The sequence below is a fragment of the Streptomyces sp. NBC_01390 genome (genome assembly GCF_045040105.1).
GTDB lineage: Bacteria > Actinomycetota > Actinomycetes > Streptomycetales > Streptomycetaceae > Streptomyces.
Map to the genome: position 1 here is coordinate 5,734,914 of NZ_CP109551.1, position 20,410 is coordinate 5,755,323.

Genomic DNA, 20,410 nt, shown 5'->3' on the forward strand with positions numbered 1-20,410 from the left:
AAAGTCACCGGCGAAGCCGGGATCACGCGCCCAAGTGCCGCTCCACGAACTCCAGTTCAAGCCGGACCTGCTTGATTCGCTCGTCCACCACCAGTGAGCCGTGTCCCGCGTCGTAGCGGTACACCTCGTGGACCGCGCCCCTCGTCTCCAGGCGCTTCACGTAGTTGTCGATCTGACGGATCGGGCAGCGCGGGTCGTTCACGCCGGCCGAGATGTACACCGGTGCCTTCACCGCGTCGACGTACGTCAACGGCGACGACGCCTCGAAGCGTTCCGGGACCTCTTCCGGGGTGCCGCCCAGCAGTGTGCGGTCCATCGCCTTCAGGGCTTCCATCTCGTCGTGGTACGCCGTGACGTAGTCCGCGACCGGCACCGCCGCGAGGCCCAGTGCCCACGCGTCGGGCTGGACACCGAGGCCCAGCAGCGTGAGGTATCCGCCCCAGGAACCGCCGGAGAGGATCAGCCGGTCAGGGTCCGCGAGACCCGAGTCCACCGCCCATTCCCGTACCGCCGCGATGTCCTCCAGCTCGATCAGACCAACCCGGTGCTTGAGGGCGTCGGTCCACTCACGCCCGTACCCGGTGGAGCCCCGGTAGTTGACCCGCACCACCGCGTACCCGTGGTCGACCCAGGCCGCCGGGCCCGCCGCGAACGAGTCGCTGTCGTGCCAGGTGGGCCCGCCGTGGATGTCGAAGACCGTCGGGAACGGGCCCTCCGCCCCCGCCGGCTTCTGCACCAGGGCGTGGATACGGCCCCCCGGCCCCTCCACCCACACGTCCTCCACCGGCACCGAACCCGGGGACTTCAGCCCCGGCGGGTCCAGGACCACCGCTCCGGTCGTCGAGCGCACCGACGACGGCTGCTCCGACGACGACCACAGGTACTCCACGCTGCCGTCGGGCCGGGCCGTCGCCCCGGAGACCGAACCGGCGGGCGTGGGCACCTTCACCAGCTCGCGCGAGTCCAGGTCGTAGCGGAACAGCTCGCTGCGCGCCTCGAAGCCGTGGGCGATCAGGAGGCCCGAGCCGTCCGGATACCACTCCGCGCTCACATCGCCCGGCAGGTCGAGGCCGAGGTCCGTCTCCTCCCCGCTCACCACGTCCCAGACGAGGGGCTCCCAGCGCCCGCGCCGCTGATGCCCGACGAGCAGCCGGGTGTCGCCCTCCACCGGAGCGAAGCCCAGCACGTCCAGGCCCAGCTCCTGCGCGCCGCCCTTGGTGTCGTCGAGCTCGGCGACCGTCGTACCGTCCGGGCGCAGGACGCGCAGCGCCGAATGCATCGCGTCGCCGTGCTCGGTGTGCTCGATCGCGATCAGCGAACCGTCGTGCGAGAGGTCGCCGACGCCCGCCGACTCGCGGTGCCGGTAGATCACCACCGGGGGCTCGTCGGCCACCGCGAGGTGGATCGTCGTACCCTCCTCGTCCGTCGAGCGCCCCACGACCGCCGTACGCCCGTCCCGGCCCAGCGCCAGTCCCGCCGGGTAGGAGGCCTCCAGACCGGGAGTCGCGAACTCGTCCTCGGCCCCGTCCGCCCCGCCCGCGAACGGCTGCCGACGCCATACGCCGAACTCGTCGCCGTCCTTGTCGTCGAACCACCAGATCCACTCGCCGTCGGGCGACAGCACACCGTCCGTCGTGCCGTTCGGCCTGTTGGTGACCTGCCTCTGGTGACCGGTCGCCCGGTCCCAGGCGTAGATCTCGTACGTGCCGGTCGCGTTGGACACGAACAGCGAACGGTCAGGGGCGTCTTCCGCCCAGTCGGGGAGGGAGACACGCGGGGCTCGGAACCGCTTCTCCCAGTCGGGCATGGCTTCTGCGTCACTCATGTCTCTATGTAACCCGATCGGCGGTCTGCCGCGGCGCACGATCTAACGCTGAAGCGGTGTCCCGCCGGATCGGTCGCCGCCGGAGTCCGGCAGGGCGGTGTGGACGTCCTTCCTCGACGCGCCCAGCTTGGTCAGCACCCGGGCCACGTGTTTCTCGACTGTGCGCGGGGACAGGAACAGGGTCTCGGCGATGTCCTGGTTGGTGGCGCCGCCGGACAGCAGCTCGGCGACCTCCAGTTCCCGGGGCGACAGCTCGCTCCCGTAGCCGCGACGGCCACGGCGCCCCTCCGCCGCCACGCCGAGTTCACGCAGGCGGTGCCGGCAGCGCGCGGCGTCACCGGTCGCGCCCAGGTCGGTGTAGGCGCCCAGGGCCTCGGCCAGGTGTCCGGCCGCGTCCTCCGGTTCGGCGCACGTCAGGGCCTCGCCACGGTGTTCGGCGGCCTTGGCCACTTCGTAGGGGCGGCCGATCTCCTGCCACCTCCGCTGCGCCTCGGCGAAGTGCTCGGCGGCTTTCACCCGCTCGGTGGTCGCCGTCGGTCCGGTGGCGCGGAGCAGCAGCAACCCCTGGGCCAGTTCCAGTTCGGCCAGGGAAGCCGGCGCATCCCGGTCGCGGACACCCGACTCGGCGTCCGCCACGAGACGTTCGGCCGCCCCGCGGTGCCCGCAGGCCAACGCGGCCTCGACCGCGACGGGAAGCAGGCCGAAGGTCCGTGTCCAGGAACCGAGTCCACGCAACGTCGACAACGCCGGTTCGGCGGCCGCCCAGGCCGCCCGCGGGTCGTGCTGGGCGAGCCGGACAGCCGTGAGGGCGGCGGCGATCCCCATGGTGCTGTCCGCCGAGGTGCCTCCGTGCTCCGCGGCGGCGATGAAGTGGTCGAGGGCCCGGGAGTGCCGGCCCTGGGCGAGGGCCCGGTGTCCCTGGTAAAGCAGTCGGTCGACCTCGACCTGTCTCATATCGGGGTGAGCGCGTTCCAGGGCGGCGTACTCGCCGTCCAGGCCGGCCCAGCGGCAGACCAAATGGTCGACGCGCAGCTCCTGGGAGCGGACGAGGCACTCGAACGGCCGACCGTCCACGCCGTCGGCCAGGTCTCTCACCTCGAGCAGCAGGGCGCGGGCCCGCCGGTCGTGGCCGAGCTGGATGGCCGCGAGGGTGAGGTTGTACAGGGCGAAAATGGCCTGTCTCAGCACCACGCCGTCAGCGCCGCGCCGCGGCAGCCGGTCCACCAAGGGCCAGACGGCGGGATCACCGTCCCTGGCCATCAACAGCAGTCGGACGTTCCTGACCACCATCCGGCTCGCCTCGTCGGTACCGTCCGCCACGGCCTGCTCGGCCCGGCCGAGCCATTTCCACCCCTGCGTGGCGGCGCCGTCGAGGTCGTGCAGGGCCAGCGCGATCATCGCCTTCACCGCCTTGCGCGGGAGGGTGGCCAGCTCGTCGACGGCGTGTTCGAGCTCGCGGAAGCCGGCCGGGTCGCGGTCGATGTTGAGCATGGTCAGACCGAGTTCCATGCGGATCTCACCCCGGGTGGTCGCAGGCAGCCGCGGATCGGCCAGTACGGCGCGCAGCTCGCGGACGGTCGCCGCGTAGTCGATGCCGAAGTTGACGATCCGGGCGAGCGCGAGCGCGGCCCGGGAACGTCGCTCGGTGTCCGCCCCGGACTGGGCCAGGATCTGTTGCAGGAGCGTGCCCGCGGTGCCGGTGTCGCCCAGCGCGACGGCCTGCTCGGCGGCCTGCTCGGTGCGGTCGAGCCAGCCCTGCCGGTCGCCGACGGCGAGCGTGTGGTGCGCGATCTGCACCAGCGGCAGGGGGTCGTGCGTCTGGAGTTCGTCGATGGCACGCCGGTGCAGGCGGACCCGGCGCGGCCCGAGGATCTGCCGGTAGGCGACCTGCTGGGCCAGCACGTGGCGGAAGGCGTACCGGCTGGTGACGGTCTCGCGCAGCACCGCCGCCCGCAGCGCCTCGGTCAGCGCTTCGGCGGCCGTGTCGCCGTCCAGTCCCGCGACCTCGGCGAGCAGCGCCTCGGTGGCGGGCACCGCCAGGACGGCCGCCGCGTCCACCACCGCCGCCCCGGCCTGTGACAGCGATGTCAGACGCTCGGTGACCGCTTCCCGCAGACCGCTGGGCACCTCGGCCCGCTCCAGCTCCCCGACGTCGCGGCGGGCCTGGTCCCGGAGCGTGAGCAGGTCTTCCTCGGCGACCAGCGGCAGGCCCTCGCTGCGGCGGTGGAGCACCGCGCACAGCTCGGGCGTGGCCTGTGCGCCGAGCGCGATTCCGGCCAGGTCGGCGATGTCCGTCCCGGTGAGCGGCGACAGCCGGATCACGGTGCCGTCCGCACCGGGCGGAGGCCGGTAGGCCGCGCCCAGGACGGGGGTCCCGGGCGGCAGGTCCTCGGCCCGGTAGGTCACCACCAGCGCGAAGTGCTCGGGCAGGTCCCGGGCGAGCAGCAGAAGCAGCTCGCGGGTCGTGTCGTCGACCCAGTGGAGGTCTTCGACCACCATCACCACCCGCCCGATCGAGGCGAGCACCGTGCGGACGGCCCGGATCAGCTGGTGGCGTGCCGCACGCGGGTCACCCGGTTCGGGCGGTGCCGGTGGCAGGCGGTCGGCCAGGTCCGGCAGCAGCGGAGCCAGCGCGCCGGCCGTGGGCGGAAGACCGGTGTCCGGCAGCCACGGACCGACCTTGCCGAGCGCGTCCACCACCGGCCCGTAGGGCAGGGGCTCGCGCAGCGGGTGGCAGAAACCGGTGACCACCCGCCAGCCCTCCGACCGCAGGATCGTGGTGGCCTCCTTCACCAGCCGGGACTTCCCCATGCCGGCGTCGCCCTCCACCATCACCACAGCTGGTGGCCGCCGAACGGCGTTGAGCAGCCGATCGAGTTCGTGGCGGCGTCCGACGAACGCGAAACCCCGTCCGAAGCCCGCAGCACCATACTGGTCAGCCGTCCCGGCCACCCCGTCACCGTCCTCCGCGGACACTGCTGCCGTGCGCCACTACCCATCTTGGTGGCCGTACATACCCACTCTAAGCGGCCCCCATTGTTCCGGCCCACCGGTACCGGCAGCGTCGGACATGCGCCCCCGGGCAACGTGCGTCCCGGCCGAGGCGCATCCCCGTGCAGGGCGCGTGCCCAGGCAGGGAAGGAAAGATGGGTCGTCCCGAGAAACCGCTGGATCCCGGCGAAGGTCCCGTTCAGCGCTTCGCGAGCGAACTGCGTGCGCTGCGGGCCGACGCCGGCAGCCCCACCTACCGTTCGATGGCGTGCCGTGCCCACTACTCCCCCACCGCGCTGGCCCAGGCCGCCGCGGGCGACCGGCTACCGTCCCTGGCCGTGGCCGTGGCCTTCGCCCGGGCCTGCGGCGGGAATCCGGACGAATGGCAGCAACGGTGGTCGCGGGCCGCCGAGGAGTCGGCCGCGTTCCGGGACGACGATGTCGCCCTGTCGCCCTACCGGGGGCTGGAGCGGTTCGAGAGTGAGCAGCGACACCTGTTCTTCGGGCGCGACCGTGTGGTGGACAGCCTGCTCGACCTCATACGCACGAAGCGGTTCGCCGCGCTGTCCGGACCGTCGGGCAGCGGGAAGTCCTCGCTGCTGCGCGCCGGCCTGCTGCCGGTCCTGCGAGATGCCGCGCGGTGCGCCGGACACCCGGTCACCGTCCACCTGATCACGCCGGGACCACGGCCGGCGACCACGTACGAGCAGCTGCTGTCGCCCGGCGACGACGACCCGGAACGCTGGATCGTCGTCGACGAGTCCCACGAGCTGGGCACGCCGGTGCCGGACCTGGACGAGCGGCTGCGGTTCGTCGAGCTGCTGGTGGCCGCGCGGCGACCGGAATCGCGGCTGAGGGTGGTCCTCAACCTCAGGCCGGACTTCCTGTGGTGGTGCCCGCGTCGGACACCCTGGCTCGACGCACTGACCGACTGCACCGTGCGGATGCCGGGGATGACGTCGGCCGAGCTGCGCGAGGCGATCGTCCGCCCGGCGGCGGCGGCCGGGCTCGCCGTGGAACGTGATCTCACGGCCCGGCTGATCGACGACTTCCTCGGGCAGCCCACCATGCTGCCCATGCTCTCGAACGCGTTACTGCGCGTCTGGTGCCGCCGACGCGGCCGGGTGCTCACCCTGGCCGACTACGAGGAGACGGGCGGGGTGCGGGGCGCCCTCGCCACCACCGCGGAGGAAGTGTTCGACCGGCTGTGCGCCCGGCAGCGGCTCACCGCGCGCAGGGTGCTGCGCCGTTTTGTCGCCCCCGACGAGAACCGCTCCTACGTGCGCCGGCCGGTGCGGCCGTCCGAGCTGCGCGCGTTCGAGGACCGGGAGACGCGGCCGGTGCTGAACACGCTGGTCGGCGCCCGGCTCGTCACACTCGGCGAGAACTCCGCCGAGCTCACCCACGACGCCGTGATCAGCGAGTCTCCCAGGCTGCGTCGGTGGCTGGAGGAGGACCGCGAGCGCCTGCTGCACCACCGGTATCTGACCGAGGCGGCGGGAGCCTGGCAGGAGCTCGGCCACGACGAGTGCGACCTCTATCGCGGCAAGCGCCTCGCCATCGCGGAAAGCCTTTTCCTCCGCGATCAGGAACCCGACGAGCTGACCGGTCTGGAACGCGAGTTCCTCACCGCTTCCCGCCACGCTCAGGGGCACCGCCCCGCCGCGTGACCACAACGCGTGGACGCGGCAGAAGGGGGTGTGACCGCCGTGCGGCGGTCACACCCCCTTCGGATGTGCTAGCTCCGTCCCGCGTAGTGGAACGTCGAGTAGTGGTCGTTGGTCCAGAACAGGTCGCCGGTACCGATCGCCCTGACGATCCGGTTGGCGTCACGGCGGGGAACCACGTCGTCCCGCTGACGGTCGTAGATGGTCGTGTTGTACTCCTGGAAGGTCCCCGTGTACCCATGGCTGGAGCTGGGGGCGTTCGGGCCGTTCATGAAGTTGATGAGGCCCTGGTCGCGGTCGTAGAACCGGCCGCCGGTGAAGACGAAGTCGGAGTGGGTAACCCCGTTGCTGTCAGTCCAGTGGGCCGCCTCGATCCACTCCCGGTCACCGAGGTTGCGCCAGTTCGGCCATCCCATATTCTCCCAGAAGTCGATGCCCAATTCCATGTTGCTCGGCGGATTCTGGGTGTGCTGGGAACTACCCGAGACCGGCGCCGGCTGCGCGGAGGCGACACCGGGGGCGGCGACACCTATTCCCAGGGCGAGCGTGGAGGCGACGAAGCCCACGGCGAACGCACGCCTGCTCTTGACAGCGAGTTTCTTCATGCTGATCGGATTCTCTTTTCACTTGCCGTTCCGCCGTGTTCGGCGGCTTACGGCAAATCCTCACATCCGAGCAATTGTCCAGCTATCCCCTGCCGATTGGTGTGGACAATCCGCCGCTCGAGCGACGGCCATCCGATTGCCGGCGGCAGGGTGCGGCCTTCCCGCATGACCAGCTGACAGCGCTGACGGCCCTGGCCGACCCCGCGAACCCGGCGCCCACCCCCGCCCCGTACCTTGGAAGGCGTGTACCGGTTTCTGCTGACGCCCCGTTGGTGGGGGATCAACGTCTTCGTGCTGCTCGCCATCCCCTTCTGCGTGTTCATGGGGTCGTGGCAGCTGAGCCGGTTCGAGGACCGGGTGCAGGACCACCGGACCGCCACCAGGGAGGTCTCCGCCGAGAAGGAGGAGGCCGCCCGGCCGCTGGCCGAGCTGCTGCCCGTCGACGAGAAGACCTCCGGGGACCGTGTCACCGTCACCGGGCGATACGCCCGCCAACTGCTCGTCCCGGACCGGCAGCTCGACGACCGCGACGGCTTCTACGTACTGACCCTGCTGCGCACCGACGGGGGCCGTGCGCTGCCCGTCGTTCGGGGCTGGCTGCCCGGTACCGCCGACCCCGCGAAGGCCCCCGCCCCGCCCACCGGCGAGGTCACCGTCACCGGTGCGCTCCAGGCGTCGGAGTCACCGGGGTCCAACGGCGTGAGCGCGGTGGGCGGCCTCCCGGCCGGGCAGACCGGCGCGATCAGCGCCGCCTCCCTGGTGAACCTCGTGCCGTACGACGTGTACGACGCCTGGGTCACCCTCGACAAGGGCGACTCCGGGATGAAGGCCGTACCGGCGGCCGCGCCCGCGAACACCGGGCTCGACCTGAAGGCGTTCCAGAACCTCGGCTACACCGGCGAGTGGTTCGTCTTCGCGGGCTTCGTCGTCTTCATGTGGTTCCGGCTGGTGCGCCGCGAGGCGGAGTTCGCCCGGGACGCGGAGCTGGGGCTCCTGCCCGATCAGACTCCCACCGCCACGCCCTCCGCGGAACCGACGGAACCGACTCGGGAAGGCGCCAGCGCCTGACCCGGGGGCCCGGGCCTGACCACGTGGCCAGGCCCCTACGTGACCGCTACGCGTTCTCCGCCATGACCCCGGTCCGGTACACCGTGCCCGCGCACGCGTTCGACACCGTCGCCGTCACCGTGGGCGAGCCGCCCTCCGCCGTGTAGGTCACCGCCACGCTGCCGTCGGCCGTGCCGTCCTCCGTCAGCAGCTGGGGCGTGGTGCCCGTGTCGCCGCCGGTGGAGGTGGTCGTGGACGAGTCCGTGCTCTCGCTCGGGGTGGGCGCCGGGGACTCCGTGGAGCCGCCGCCCGTGGTGCCGCCGTCGGAGCCGGTGCCGGTCGTGGGGCATGTCTCCGACGGCACCCAGGCGAACTGCACCGTGTACGCCGCGCCCGGCGCCAGTACGAGCCCGCTGACCGAGAGGCCCGGGTCGGGCAGGCCGCCCGCCGCGTCCCCCGCCGTGTGGTCGGCGGTGCCGATCTTCGACGAGTCCGCCGCGCCCTGTGCCAGCGGGGACACCGTGCCTGAGCCGCCGACCGTACAGCTGGCGCTGGACACGTTGACGACCCGGAACGTGCCGTAGACCGCGCCGCCGGCGTCGGGGGCGCCGACCGAACCGCTTGCCGAGCCCAGCTGGGAGGCGTCGCAGGTGGCCGGGGTCTGCGGGGTGTTCGTCTGGTTGGAGCTCCCGGTGGTGCTGCCGCTGCCGCTGCCCTTGTTGGGGTCGTTCGCGCCGCCCGAGGGAGTGCTCGTCGGCTTGTCCTTGACCGTGCCGGAGTTGCCCCCGGAGGTGCTTTCGCCGCCGTCCGGGCCCTTGCTCGTGCCCTTGTCCCCGTCGGTCGCCGAGCCGTGGCCCGCGATGACGGAGGGGTCGGACGCGGCGCCGGTGACGTTCGAGACGTGCAGCAGGGCCGGGACGGCCGTGCCGATGAACAGCGCGGCGGCGGCCAGACCGATGGCGGCGTGCCGCTTGCGGGCCCGTCGGGCCGGCACCGCTCGCCGAAGATGGTCCAGCACCGCGTCGGTCGGCTGGATTCCGCCCACCGCCTGGTGCAGCATCGTGCGCAGTGCCAGCTCTTCCGAGCCGAGCCCGTCCAGGGTCCCGTCGTCGGGGCCGTGATTCACAGTTCCGTTCCCAGCGTGCGATTGCTTGTGGTCTTGCTCGTGGCGGCTCGGTCCGTTGACTCCGGCCGGCCAACTCCCGTTGGATCGGGCCCCCTTGCCGGAAACCCTACCGGCCCGAAACTCCGCGGGCCGGAAACCGTCGCTCCCCCAACTGACACCCCCGTGCCCATCTCGCCCGGCAGCCGCCGAGCCCGAACCCTTGGGTTCGGAACCCTCGGAGCCCTCGTGTCCCGAGACCCCGGGTGCCGGCGCCTCGGGTCCCGAAGACTCGGGTCCCGACACCTCAGGTCCCGAAGCCTCGGGGCCTCGCGCCTCGGCCCCCTGCGACCGGTCCTTCCCCTGCCCCTGACTCTGCCCCGACCCTTGCCCCTGCCCCGAGTCCTGCGCCTGGTCCCGGTCCCGGTCCCGGTTCCGCGCCTCGTCCCGCTCCCGGTCCTGGCCCTGATCGCCGCTCATGCCGGTTCCTCCATGGCGATGCGCAGCGCGGCTATGCCCCGTGAGCCGTACGCCTTCACCGAGCCGAGCGATATGCCCAGCGTCTCGGCGACCTGCGCCTCGGTCATGTCCGAGAAGTAGCGCAGGACGAGAACCTCGCGCTGGCGGCGCTGCAGGCCCTTCATCGCCTTGATGAGGGAGTCGCGCTCCAGCAGGTCGTACGCCCCCTCCTCCGCGCTCGCCATGTCCGGCATCGGCTTGGAGAGGAGCTTCAGGCCGAGGATGCGGCGGCGCAGCGCGGAGCGGGAGAGGTTCACCACCGTCTGGCGCAGATAGGCGAGCGTCTTCTCCGGGTCACGGACGCGCTTGCGCGCGGAGTGGACCCGTATGAACGCCTCCTGGACGACGTCCTCGCAGGACGCGGTGTCGTCGAGGAGCAGCGCGGCAAGGCCGAGGAGGGAGCGGTAGTGGGCGCGGTACGTCTCGGTCAGGTGATCGACCGTCGTCCCCGCCGCCACGCTCTCGTCGGCGCCGTCACGCTGGTTGGGTATGCGGGCCGGCCGCGCTGCGGGCATCGGCGCGATCACCGGCATGCCGCCGTGCGCACCTGGCACGCGGGGTCGGCGGGGCGGACGCAGGGTTGTGCCGCGCGTCGCCGCTCTGAAATCCAGTACCTCTGCCACGCATGTTGGACACGCATCCCCCCGTCAGGGTTGTACGCATCCGGCATCACTTTTGCGTCGTCCGACACAGCCACCCTCATGCGTCCCGCTCTTCCCCTAAATCCATGGTCACCGCGCGTCCCCCGCATGGTCACGACGTCCCACGCCCTGGAAGGGCGACCGCAAAGACGCTCCCCGCCGTCCGCGCGGTTGCGGGCAGCGGGGAGCAAAAAACTTCTGTCTCGCCGTTCTCACTTGGATCCTACAAACGTTTTCTGCCGCAACCAGAGTGATTTCCGACAAGATCAATAGAACGCTACGGACCGGCACAGAGCGTTACCCGCAGGTCAGGCGTGGCCGGCCAGGGGTTGGCCATGGTCAGGCCCGCTCGGCCGCCACCAGCTCGGCGATCTGTGTCGTGTTGAGCGCGGCGCCCTTGCGCAGGTTGTCCCCGCACACGAAAAGTTCCAGCGCGGTCGGGTCGTCCAGCGACCGCCGAACCCGGCCGACCCAGGTCGGATCGGTGCCGACCACGTCCACCGGGGTCGGGAACTCCCCCGCGTCAGGGTCGTCGAACAGTACGACCCCTGGCGCGGTGGCGATGATCTCCCGGGCTCCGGCGACGGTGACCTCGCCCTGGAAGCGGGCGTGGACGGTCAGGGCGTGCGCGGTGACGACCGGCACGCGTACGCAGGTGACGGCCACGGGGAGCTTCGCCAGGCCGAGGATCTTGCGGGACTCGTCCCGCAGCTGCATCTCGTCCGACGACCAGCCGTCCGCGCGGGCGGAACCGGCCCACGGTACGACGTTCAGCGCGACCGGCTCCGGGAACGGCCCCGTCCCGTCGCCCACGGCCCGCCGTACGTCTCCGGGGCTGGTCCCCAGTTCCGTACCGGCGACCAGGGACAGCTGCCGGCGCAGGGTGTCGACGCCGGCCCGGCCCGCCCCGCTCACCGCCTGGTACGTGGAGACCACCAGCTCGCGCAGGCCGTACTCGGCGTGCAGCGCGCCCAGGGCGACGATCATCGACAGGGTCGTGCAGTGCGGGCTGGCGATGATCCCGCGCGGGCGCTGCCGTACCGCGTGCGGATTGACCTCGGGGACGACGAGGGGTACGTCCGGGTGCATCCCGAAGGCGTTCGAGTTGTCGATGACGACGACGCCCTTGGCGGCTGCGACGGGCGCCCACTGTTCGGCGATGTCGTCGGGCACGGAGAACATCGCGACGTCGACGCCGTCGAAGGCCTCCTCCGACAGCGCCACGACCTCGGTCTCCTCACCGCGCACGGTCAGCTTGCGGCCGGCCGAGCGCGGGGAGGCGACGAGACGGATCTCGCCCCAGATGTCCGCGTGCTGGGACAGAATCCGAAGCATGACGGCACCGACGGTGCCGGTCGCACCCACGACGGCAAGCGTGGGCCGCGCGGCGGACCGGGGCGCGACCGGCCCAACGACCGCCACCCCGGGCACAGCACCCGCCCGAGAACCAACCACCCCGGGCCCAGCGGGCACAGCAGCCGACCGGGACCCGGCCGCCCCGAAGCCGGCAGCCGGACGGGGCACGGCCGACCCTGAGTCGTCCCGACCCATCACGGCGAATCCAGGCACCCTCGATCCGAGCCCGGCCGGCGATCCGGCCGCAGCCGGGGAGTCAGGCACAGCAGCGGAGCCAGGCACGGCCGGGTATCCGGGCACAGCGGCCGATCCGGGCGGAGCCATCAGCGGCCGGTGCCTCCGTAGACGACGGCCTCGTCGCTGTCGGAGTCGAGGCCGAAGGCCGAGTGCACGGCGCGGACGGCCTCGGGCACGTCGTCCTGGCGGGTGACGACCGAGATGCGGATCTCGGAGGTCGAGATGAGCTCGATGTTCACACCCGCGTCGGACAGCGCCTGGAAGAAGGACGCGGTGACGCCCGGGTTGGTCTTCATACCCGCGCCGACCAGCGAGATCTTGCCGATCTGGTCGTCGTAGCGCAGCGACTCGAAGCCGATCCCGCCCTTCGCCTTCTCCAGGGCGTCGATGGCCTTGCGGCCCTCGGACTTGGGGAGGGTGAAGGAGATGTCCGTGAGACCGGTCGACGCGGCCGACACGTTCTGCACGATCATGTCGATGTTGATCTCCGCGTCCGCGATGGCCCGGAAGATCACCGCGGCCTCGCCCGGCTTGTCCGGGACGCCGACGACCGTGATCTTGGCTTCGGAGACGTCGTGGGCGACTCCGGAGATGATGGCGTGCTCCACCTGCTGGTCCCCTTGCCACTCGGGCTTCTCGTTGCTGACCCAGGTGCCCGGCAGTCCGGAGAAGGACGAGCGCACATGGATCGGGATGTCGTAACGGCGGGCGTACTCCACACACCGGTGGAGCAGCACCTTGGAGCCGGACGCGGCCAGCTCCAGCATGTCCTCGGAGGAGATCCAGTCGATCTTCCGGGCCTTCTTCACCACACGCGGGTCGGCGGTGAACACACCGTCGACGTCGGTGTAGATCTCGCACACCTCGGCGTGGAGGGCGGCGGCCAGCGCGACGGCGGTGGTGTCCGACCCGCCGCGCCCCAGCGTGGTGATGTCCTTCTTGTCCTGGCTGACGCCCTGGAACCCGGCGACGATGGCGATGTTGCCCTCGTCCAGCGCGGTCCGGATGCGCCCCGGCGTGACGTCGATGATCCGGGCTTTGTTGTGGACCGAGTCGGTGATGACACCTGCCTGGCTGCCGGTGAACGACTGGGCCTCATGACCCAGGTTCTTGATCGCCATGGCCAGCAGCGCCATGGAGATCCGCTCTCCGGCGGTCAGCAGCATGTCGAACTCACGCCCGGCAGGCATCGGAGACACCTGTTCGGCGAGATCGATCAGCTCGTCCGTCGTGTCGCCCATCGCGGAAACGACGACGACGACCTGGTGGCCGTTCTTCTTCGCTTCCACGATTCGCTTGGCGACACGCTTGATGCCCTCGGCATCGGCTACGGATGAGCCTCCGTACTTCTGCACGACAAGGCCCACGTGCGCTCCTAGCTCAGTCCGTCTGCGGTCGGCTCAGTCTAACGAGCGGCCGAATTCCCCTTACGGGATATCGCATGGTGAGATGTCCCGCTCACCACGGCGTTCGCCCGGAGGATCTTCGGCCGCTCGGAACGGCACCTGCCCAGCACGCCATGAGCTACGCGTGAAGCTTGTGAATTAAGTTTCAAGGACCAACGCATAAGGTTCGGCTGTGCGCGTACTCCTGGTGGAAGACGATGAACCGGTGGCCCAGTCGCTCCGTCGCGGCCTGCTGCGCTACGGCTTCGAGGTGGCGTGGGTGGCCACGGGCGGCGCGGCACTCAGCCACTCCGAGCCGTACGACGTCGTCCTGCTCGACCTCGGCCTGCCCGACACCGACGGCCTGGACGTCTGCAGGGCGCTGCGCGAACGCGGTGACGTCCCGATCATCGTCATCAGCGCGCGCAGCGACGAGACGGACCGGGTGGTCGGCCTGGAGCTCGGCGCGGACGACTACGTCTCCAAGCCGTTCGGGGTACGGGAGGTCATCGCGCGCATAAGGGCGGTGATGAGGCGCGTCCAGCCGCGCGCCCAGGCCGACGCCGGCCCGGACCGGTACGGCACCCGTCTGACGATCGACCGCAAGGCCGCCCGGGTCCGACTGGACGGCGACGAGGTCGCCCTCGCGCCCAAGGAGTACGACCTGCTGGCCTTCCTCACGGAGGAGCCGGGCGCGCTGATGTCGCGCGAGCAGATCATGGAGGCCGTCTGGGACGCGAACTGGTTCGGGCCGACGAAGACGCTCGACGTTCATGTGGCGGCGCTGCGGCGGAAGCTGAAGGGCGCGATCGCGATCGAGGCGGTCCGGGGAGTCGGTTTCCGGCTGGAGATCGTGAAGGACGCTGAGACCTCGTGAACCGTCAGCTCATCCGCAGCTACATCATGCTCGTCGCGGTCGCCATCTTCCTCTTCACCGTGCCGGTCGCCTTCACGCTCACCAAGCAACTGCGCGACGACACAAAGGTGTCCGTCCAGCGCGAGGCCCAGACCATGGCGCTGCTCCTGGGCAACGGTGACACGATCTCCTGCGACGCCCTGGAGAAGGTGGCCAAGGCGTACGACGTCGAAACGCTCGGCACGGTCCAGGTGACCACCACGAGTTGTGCCCCGCACCTGCCCAAGCCCGAGGCGGACGCGGCGCTGACCCGGGCCGTGCGGGACAACGAGCCCACGACCGACTGGGGTTCGGACTTCATATGGGGCAAGAACCTGACGATCACCGTCCCCGCACAGGGCGATTCAGCCGTGCGGATCGTGTACTCGACGTCGGACATGACCAAGCGGTTCTGGAGCATCTGGGGTTTCCGGGCGGGACTGGCCGTGCTCGTCCTCGCCGCGGCCGCCGCGATCGGCGCGTACGCCGCCCGCCGCATCACCGCGCCGCTCCGTGAACTCAACGACATGGCGAGCAAGTTCAGCGACGGCGACCTCACCGCGCGCTCGCCCGTGACGGGCCCGCCGGAGACCCAGACGCTGGCCCGCACACTCAACCAGGGGGCGGAACGCCTGGACACGCTGGTCGCCTCGCAGCGCATCTTCGTCGCGGACGCCTCGCACCAACTCCGTACCCCCCTCACGGCGTTGCGCCTGTCGCTGGACAACATCGCGGACGGCACCGACGACGAGTTCGTCCGGGAGGACGTGGAGCAGGCGACCGCCGAGGTCGTACGGATGAGCCGGCTGGTCAACGGGCTGCTGGTGCTGGCCCGGGCCGAGGCGAAGGTCACGGCGGCCGAGCCGCTGTCCCTCAGGGACATCGTGGACGAACGCCTGTCGGTCTGGAGGCCGGCCGCCGACGAGCGCGGAGTCACCATCGCGCTCCCGGGGGATAGGGGTGTCGACGGCCGGCTGCTTGTGCTGGCCAGCCCCGGTCATCTGGACCAGGTACTGGACAACGTTCTTTCGAACGCCCTGGAGGTCTCACCGGACGGCGGGACGATCACCGTACGGGCACAACCTCGGGGCGACTGGGTGGAGTTGACGGTGTCGGACGGCGGTCCCGGTATGTCGGACGCCGAGAAGTCCCGTGCCTTCGACCGCTTCTGGCGCGGCCAGGGCCTCACCGGGCGCTCCGGCTCGGGGCTCGGCCTCGCCGTCGTCAAACAGCTGGTGACGGACGACGGCGGGACGGTTGCCCTGGCGGACGCGCCCGGGGGCGGGTTGAGCGTGGTGATCAGCCTGCGTGCGGCGACTCAGAAGAGCGCCGGCTGATCAGACCGACCATGCAGACCAGGCCGATCATCCTTCGGGCATCACCGAGGAGTGGTGGTTGACGATCAGCCACTGGCTGCCACGCTTCTCGTACTCGTACGTGTAGCGGGCGTCGACCCGTCGCTTCTCGCCGGTCTTCGGGTCGGTGAGGATGAAGTAGTACGAGCCGGCGTCGATCGCCGAGTTGTTGTCCAGGATGTTGATGTACGACTTGATCTTCTTGCCGACCGGCTTGTTCTCCAGGAAGTGGTCGAAGTAGTCGGTGATCGCGGCGGGGTTGGTACGGATCTTGTTGGAGACGGTCGGCAGCAGCACCGCGTCCTTCGCGTACCGCGCGGCGACCTTCTTCGAGTCGCCGGTCTGGAGGGACTTGTTCCAGCCGTCGAAGAGTGCGGCGATCTGCTTCTTGGTGGGCTTCTTCGGCTGCTCGGCACCCGCCGCACTGACCCCCACCGTCACCGTGGCTGCGGTGACAAGGGCGGTGGCGGTGACCAGGGCGGCGCGTATGCGGGTCTTGCGGTTCATCGCAACTCCTGTACGAGTGAGGGGGGTTGACCTCCTCCGCAGTTCCTGTGGTGGAAGTGACTCCAGCTTCTCTTTCCGCTGGTTAGCGCCCGTGCAAGGGACGTACAGGGGCCATGAAGGACGCTTCCAACTCACGTAGCGCGACGAGCGGCCACACTCCGGAGTCGACGGGCTACACCATCGGTCCGCCGATCCCACCCAGGACGCTCACACTCACCCCAGTACGGTGAGCCCGGCCCCTGGAAATCGCCGCCCCGACTCCCGCCCCTCCCTGAGGAGAAGCACCCGTATGACCTCCCGGCAGAAGCTGTTCACCCTCGGCACGACGACGACGGCGGTGGCCGTCGCACTGGCGCTGACCGGATGCGGCGCCGGCGCGAAGGACAGCACCGACGGCGCCGACGCGAGCCCCGCGGCGAGGGGTGCCGTCACCGAGGCACAGGCGGCGAAGATCCTCGGCACCTACGAGTCGGTCAACAACAAGGCCAACGCCCAGCAGGACTCAGCCCTGTTGGGCACCGTCGAGGGCGGGCAGCTGTACGAGCAGAGCAGGGCCGACTACCGCCTCTTCGCGACCAAGTCGAAGAAGGAGCAGGCCGAATACCGCAAGCCCTTCCACTACACCGGCATGAAGTACTGGATCCCGGCGGGCAAGGACTGGTTCGCGGTGACGACCAAGTCAGGTGCCTCCAAGAGCGAGGCACTGCTGGTCTTCGGCAAGGAGTACGACGACTGGAAGATGATGTCGGCCGTCTACTCGGAGGTACCGCTCCCGGCGATCGCCACCGACGACTCGGGCCTCGCCACCGCCGTCGACGCCACCACCCGCGTCGGCACGCTCGCCCCGAACCAGATCTCGGCGGCGTACGAGGACCTGTACGCGACCGGCGGCACGAAGGCCGGGACGGCCATCTCGCACACCACCGAGGCCGCGAAGGAAGCGATCGAGACCCACGCGAAGCGCGACAGCGGCAAGAACGCGAAGTTCGCGACCCTCACGTACGTCACCACACCCACCGAGTTCGACACGGTCTACGCCCTGCGCCTCAAGGACGGCGGCGTCCTGGCGGCCCTGCCGACCGCGCACGCCTCCCAGTTCGTGATGAAGGCCGCCTACCGCGAGAACTACGACATCACCCCGACCGAGGTGGAGTCGGTCTTCAACCTCCGCGAACGAGACACCGTGGTGAACACCTACCAGGGCATGGCCCTGGCCACCCTCCCGAAAACGGGCAAGCCGTCGGTGACGGCCCGCGAGTACCGGATCGTGGACTCGCAGTGACAACGCCCGTCGGGGATGGACGCAAGGGGCGGGAGGGCGGCGGGAGTTGTCAGTCCACGAACTCCTTGAGGGGCTCGGTGTCGAGGGCGAGGTTCACGGGGGCCGGGATCTCGACAGTCGATCCGAACGGCTTGTTCACTTGTTGCCGGTAGCGGCCACCCTCGGGATGGGTGAAGACGGTGACCGAGCAATCGTCTCGGTCGATGAGCAGGTACACGGGGATACCAGCGGCAGCGTAGCCATCAGGTTTGTCCACACGATCACGCCGAGCGGTGTCGGCATCCCAGGAAGTCACCTCTACAGCCATCAGGACCGCCCCTGTTTCCGACCACTCCCCGTGGCCTTTGAAAGCGCCTCGTGGGACAAGTACGCCATCGGCTCGGGCCCGCCCCTTCCGATAGCGCTCCGTCTGAAGACCTCGTTCCGCGTGCAGCCACATGTCGGGGCAGTGCTGCATACACAGCCGCTGCAGCCAGGCGACGATCTCACTGTGATTGCCGTCGGGCATCGGCTTGACGACGACCTTCCCATTGATGAATTCCAACCAGACGGTCTCGGGCGCCCGGCGCTCCAGCTCCTCGAAGTCCTCGACGGACATCTGCGGCCGGTGCTCGGTGGTCCTTGGGGTCATGGCGTCGCCTCCTCGACTCCATGGTGCCTTGACCGGCACGTCCTGCACACTCACCGCAGACCCGCCGCGCGGCGGAGGGCATTGACTCGGTCGGTGACGTCCACGACCTCGTCGGCACCCGGCAGGCCGCCGACGCGCGGGCCGGGGAGGAACGTCTCAGGGACGGGCGTGTACGCCGGGCCGTCCGGTTCGCACATCGCCAGACATTCGGGGCACAGTCCGCTGACGATCTTCGCGGTGCGCTCGTCCGCGTCACACAGGCCGCAGGCAGTGATCACGCGGGTCACCCGCGCACGGCGGGCGGCCTGCGGTCCCGGCGTCGACTTCTTCGGCGGCATCTTGTTCTCCAGTCGCTTGCGGGCGAGTCCGCCCGGGTTGGTGACGTCGGCCGGGAGGCCGTCGGTCAGGGCTCGGGTGATGTCGTCGGTACTCGCACCACGGGACAGCCACTCGGTGGCGAGAGATTCGAGGGCACGGCAGTCGCCGTCGGACAGGGGCAGACGTGTGTCGGCGGTGCGGAGTTCGGCGAGTACCTGGTAGGCCACGCTGGGCTGCTCCGCGGGCTGTTCGTCCGATTCGTGTCCCGACTTGCCGTCCACCTCCGGTCGCACGGCTTCCGGGGTCCGCACCTCGCTCGCCTCGGACTCGGCAGGCCCCTCGGGCACCTCTGGTTCCTCGACGCGGGCCAGACCCGCCTGATAGCGGCCGGTCACGTCCCTGCCTCGGCGCTCCCGTACGAACTCCGCCCACCACTGGGCCGACCTGCGGGTACGCGACCAGTACGTGCGCGTCACCCACCGCATCGAGTTGTCCTCGGCGGTGATGTGCTCCTTGATCCAGCGCAGGTGACCGGCGAGGGTGATACGGCCCATCGAGACGCGTACGGCTTGCTGGCCGTAGCAAGGGTGCTCGGCGGCGATCGCCTTGTAGCCCATGGCGTGACCGTCTTCGAGGTGGTCGACGAAGAGGGCGATCTCACGGTCGCGAGGGCGCAGATGTACGAAGTCCGGGTCGGCGTGCGGTTCTTCGTCACCCGTGGCGCGTTTCCCGTAGCCCGTATTGGCCATGGGGTGGGACGGGGACGGCAGGGCAGGGCTAGGGTTGGCGTAAGCCACCATCGAAGCTTCCGTTCGATCGGTAGGTCTAGGCCCTGGCACTGGTGTTTGCGGCACCGGCCGGGGCCGATCTATTTGCCTGTTTGTCGCGAACCTAGGGTGACTTTACGTTCCGGCGCAAGCCGATCACGGAACGTCACTCTTACGAGCTACGCCGCCTCAACTCACGTACAGACTTGGTTGGTTGGGTTGGATTTCAACCAAACCAAAACCCAGAAAACCCATGGGAAGAGCTCGGAGCCCGAGGCTCAAGCCCCGGGCTGAGCTGCGGAAACGAACGCCGTCCAGGCGGAGGCGGTGAGGTGCAGTTCGGGGCCCGTGGGGTTTTTGGAGTCGCGGATATGGATGCGGGCGGAGAACGCGACTTCGACGCAGTCACCGCCCTCGTCGTCGCTGTAGCTGGACTTGAACCACTTCAGCTGGTCACTCACGGCTGTCCACCATCCGCTCGATGAAACGGGCTGACTCATCGGACCCGAGAGCCTGCGTCCGGATCATGCTAAGTCGCTCGGTGACCCTGCTGACAACCCCCGGATCGGCCGACAGTTCGCTGGCGAACTGCCCCTCCATGAAGGCGAAACGCTCGTGGTCATGAGTCTCCAGCAGCACCATGGGGCCCATGAGTGCGGCAGGGATGGCACGTTCGAAGGGGAGCACCTGCAACACGACGTTGCGCAGCCGCCCCACCTCCAGCAGGTGACGCAGTTGTTCGGCGTCCACCTGCGGGGCGCGCAGCGCGGCCTCGTAGAGGACGAAGCTCAGGCCGACCGGCGGTTTCCGTTCGGTCAGGATGGACTGCCGCTCCATGCGGCCCGCGATACGCTCCTCCACCGTCTCCTCGTCCAAGGGCGGAATGCGGCTGTCGATAAGGGCTCGGGCGTATCCCTTCGTCTGCAACAGCCCCGGCACGAGCGAGACATCGTACGACCAGCGGCTGATCGCCTCCTTCTCCCTGTCCATGAGGTCCTGCGCCCGTGGCGAGTACCGCTCCCGGTCCAGGAACTCCTTGGCCGCGCTCAACATGCCTTCCGCACCGCACATTTCGTCCGCCACGTCGAGCACGCGCGGCGTCGGCCTGCGCACGCCGCGTTCCATGGACGCGATGGTGTCCGGGGAGTAGTTGGCGGCCGAGGCGAGTTTCTCCCGGCTGACGTCCGCCTTCGTGCGCCAGCGTTTCAACTGGTCGCCGCTGTAGCGCCAGGCCACGGGTGACTGGGAGTTGGCGTTGGAGTTGTACGGGCTCGGCACAG

17 protein-coding genes are annotated in these 20,410 nt (G+C 70.0%); 5 read left to right on the forward strand and 12 right to left on the reverse strand.

What is annotated here, in order from left to right:
- Positions 1-22 precede the first annotated feature (22 nt).
- Together OG241_RS25870 and OG241_RS25875 are read right to left on the reverse strand one after the other, a co-directional pair.
- The gene (locus tag OG241_RS25870) at positions 23-1,825 is read right to left on the reverse strand and encodes a prolyl oligopeptidase family serine peptidase (RefSeq protein ID WP_405818341.1); all 1,803 of its coding nucleotides are present in this window, start codon (positions 1,823-1,825) and stop codon (positions 23-25) included.
- Between the two features lie 42 nt (positions 1,826-1,867).
- Positions 1,868-4,777: an ATP-binding protein gene (locus tag OG241_RS25875; RefSeq protein ID WP_405818343.1), complete on the reverse strand. Its 2,910-nt coding sequence runs from the start codon at positions 4,775-4,777 to the stop codon at positions 1,868-1,870.
- Positions 4,778-4,971: 194 nt separating this feature from the next.
- Between OG241_RS25875 and OG241_RS25880 the strand changes: the two genes are divergently transcribed.
- Complete coding sequence (locus OG241_RS25880) at positions 4,972-6,486, forward strand: helix-turn-helix domain-containing protein (protein WP_405818345.1); 1,515 nt, start codon at positions 4,972-4,974, stop codon at positions 6,484-6,486.
- 68 nt (positions 6,487-6,554) lie between these two features.
- Here the strand turns inward: OG241_RS25880 and OG241_RS25885 are convergent, their stop codons facing one another.
- Complete coding sequence (locus OG241_RS25885; RefSeq protein ID WP_405818347.1) at positions 6,555-7,088, reverse strand: hypothetical protein; 534 nt, start codon at positions 7,086-7,088, stop codon at positions 6,555-6,557.
- Between the two features lie 243 nt (positions 7,089-7,331).
- Between OG241_RS25885 and OG241_RS25890 the strand changes: the two genes are divergently transcribed.
- Entirely contained in the window at positions 7,332-8,156 is an 825-nt protein-coding gene (locus OG241_RS25890; protein WP_405818349.1) for an SURF1 family protein, read from the forward strand.
- Between the two features lie 46 nt (positions 8,157-8,202).
- Here the strand turns inward: OG241_RS25890 and OG241_RS25895 are convergent, their stop codons facing one another.
- The 4 genes from OG241_RS25895 to OG241_RS25910 all read right to left on the reverse strand — a co-directional run bounded on the left by OG241_RS25895 (position 8,203) and on the right by OG241_RS25910 (position 13,357).
- Complete coding sequence (locus OG241_RS25895; protein WP_405818351.1) at positions 8,203-9,261, reverse strand: hypothetical protein; 1,059 nt, start codon at positions 9,259-9,261, stop codon at positions 8,203-8,205.
- A gap of 452 nt (positions 9,262-9,713) precedes the next feature.
- Positions 9,714-10,289, reverse strand: coding sequence for a SigE family RNA polymerase sigma factor (locus tag OG241_RS25900; protein WP_405818353.1), 576 nt, complete (start codon positions 10,287-10,289; stop codon positions 9,714-9,716).
- A gap of 447 nt (positions 10,290-10,736) precedes the next feature.
- On the reverse strand, positions 10,737-11,819 hold the full coding sequence (locus OG241_RS25905) for an aspartate-semialdehyde dehydrogenase (protein ID WP_405818355.1): 1,083 nt from the start codon (positions 11,817-11,819) through the stop codon (positions 10,737-10,739).
- Between the two features lie 257 nt (positions 11,820-12,076).
- The gene (locus OG241_RS25910; protein ID WP_405818356.1) at positions 12,077-13,357 is read right to left on the reverse strand and encodes an aspartate kinase; all 1,281 of its coding nucleotides are present in this window, start codon (positions 13,355-13,357) and stop codon (positions 12,077-12,079) included.
- A gap of 211 nt (positions 13,358-13,568) precedes the next feature.
- Here OG241_RS25910 and OG241_RS25915 point away from each other — a divergent pair, with 211 nt between their 5' ends.
- Positions 13,569-14,252, forward strand: coding sequence for a response regulator transcription factor (locus tag OG241_RS25915; RefSeq protein ID WP_405818358.1), 684 nt, complete (start codon positions 13,569-13,571; stop codon positions 14,250-14,252).
- Positions 14,249-15,607: a sensor histidine kinase gene (locus tag OG241_RS25920; protein ID WP_405818360.1), complete on the forward strand. Its 1,359-nt coding sequence runs from the start codon at positions 14,249-14,251 to the stop codon at positions 15,605-15,607. The genes OG241_RS25915 and OG241_RS25920 overlap by 4 nt, the downstream gene beginning before the upstream one ends.
- Before the next feature lie 27 nt (positions 15,608-15,634).
- Here OG241_RS25920 and OG241_RS25925 read toward each other — a convergent pair whose 3' ends face one another.
- Positions 15,635-16,132 (reverse strand): SgcJ/EcaC family oxidoreductase, encoded by a 498-nt coding sequence (locus tag OG241_RS25925; RefSeq protein WP_405818361.1) that lies wholly within the window; start codon positions 16,130-16,132, stop codon positions 15,635-15,637.
- A gap of 289 nt (positions 16,133-16,421) precedes the next feature.
- Between OG241_RS25925 and OG241_RS25930 the strand changes: the two genes are divergently transcribed.
- On the forward strand, positions 16,422-17,414 hold the full coding sequence (locus OG241_RS25930; RefSeq protein ID WP_405818363.1) for a hypothetical protein: 993 nt from the start codon (positions 16,422-16,424) through the stop codon (positions 17,412-17,414).
- A 49-nt stretch (positions 17,415-17,463) separates the two neighbouring features.
- Here OG241_RS25930 and OG241_RS25935 read toward each other — a convergent pair whose 3' ends face one another.
- From OG241_RS25935 to OG241_RS25950, 4 genes are all read right to left on the reverse strand, one after another.
- The gene (locus tag OG241_RS25935; protein WP_405826423.1) at positions 17,464-18,045 is read right to left on the reverse strand and encodes a Uma2 family endonuclease; all 582 of its coding nucleotides are present in this window, start codon (positions 18,043-18,045) and stop codon (positions 17,464-17,466) included.
- Positions 18,046-18,095: 50 nt separating this feature from the next.
- Positions 18,096-19,112 (reverse strand): hypothetical protein, encoded by a 1,017-nt coding sequence (locus OG241_RS25940; RefSeq protein ID WP_405818364.1) that lies wholly within the window; start codon positions 19,110-19,112, stop codon positions 18,096-18,098.
- A gap of 296 nt (positions 19,113-19,408) precedes the next feature.
- Complete coding sequence (locus tag OG241_RS25945) at positions 19,409-19,591, reverse strand: DUF397 domain-containing protein (protein WP_405818365.1); 183 nt, start codon at positions 19,589-19,591, stop codon at positions 19,409-19,411.
- Entirely contained in the window at positions 19,584-20,408 is an 825-nt protein-coding gene (locus tag OG241_RS25950) for a helix-turn-helix domain-containing protein (protein WP_405818366.1), read from the reverse strand. Before OG241_RS25950 ends, OG241_RS25945 begins: the two co-directional genes overlap by 8 nt.
- Positions 20,409-20,410 lie beyond the last annotated feature (2 nt).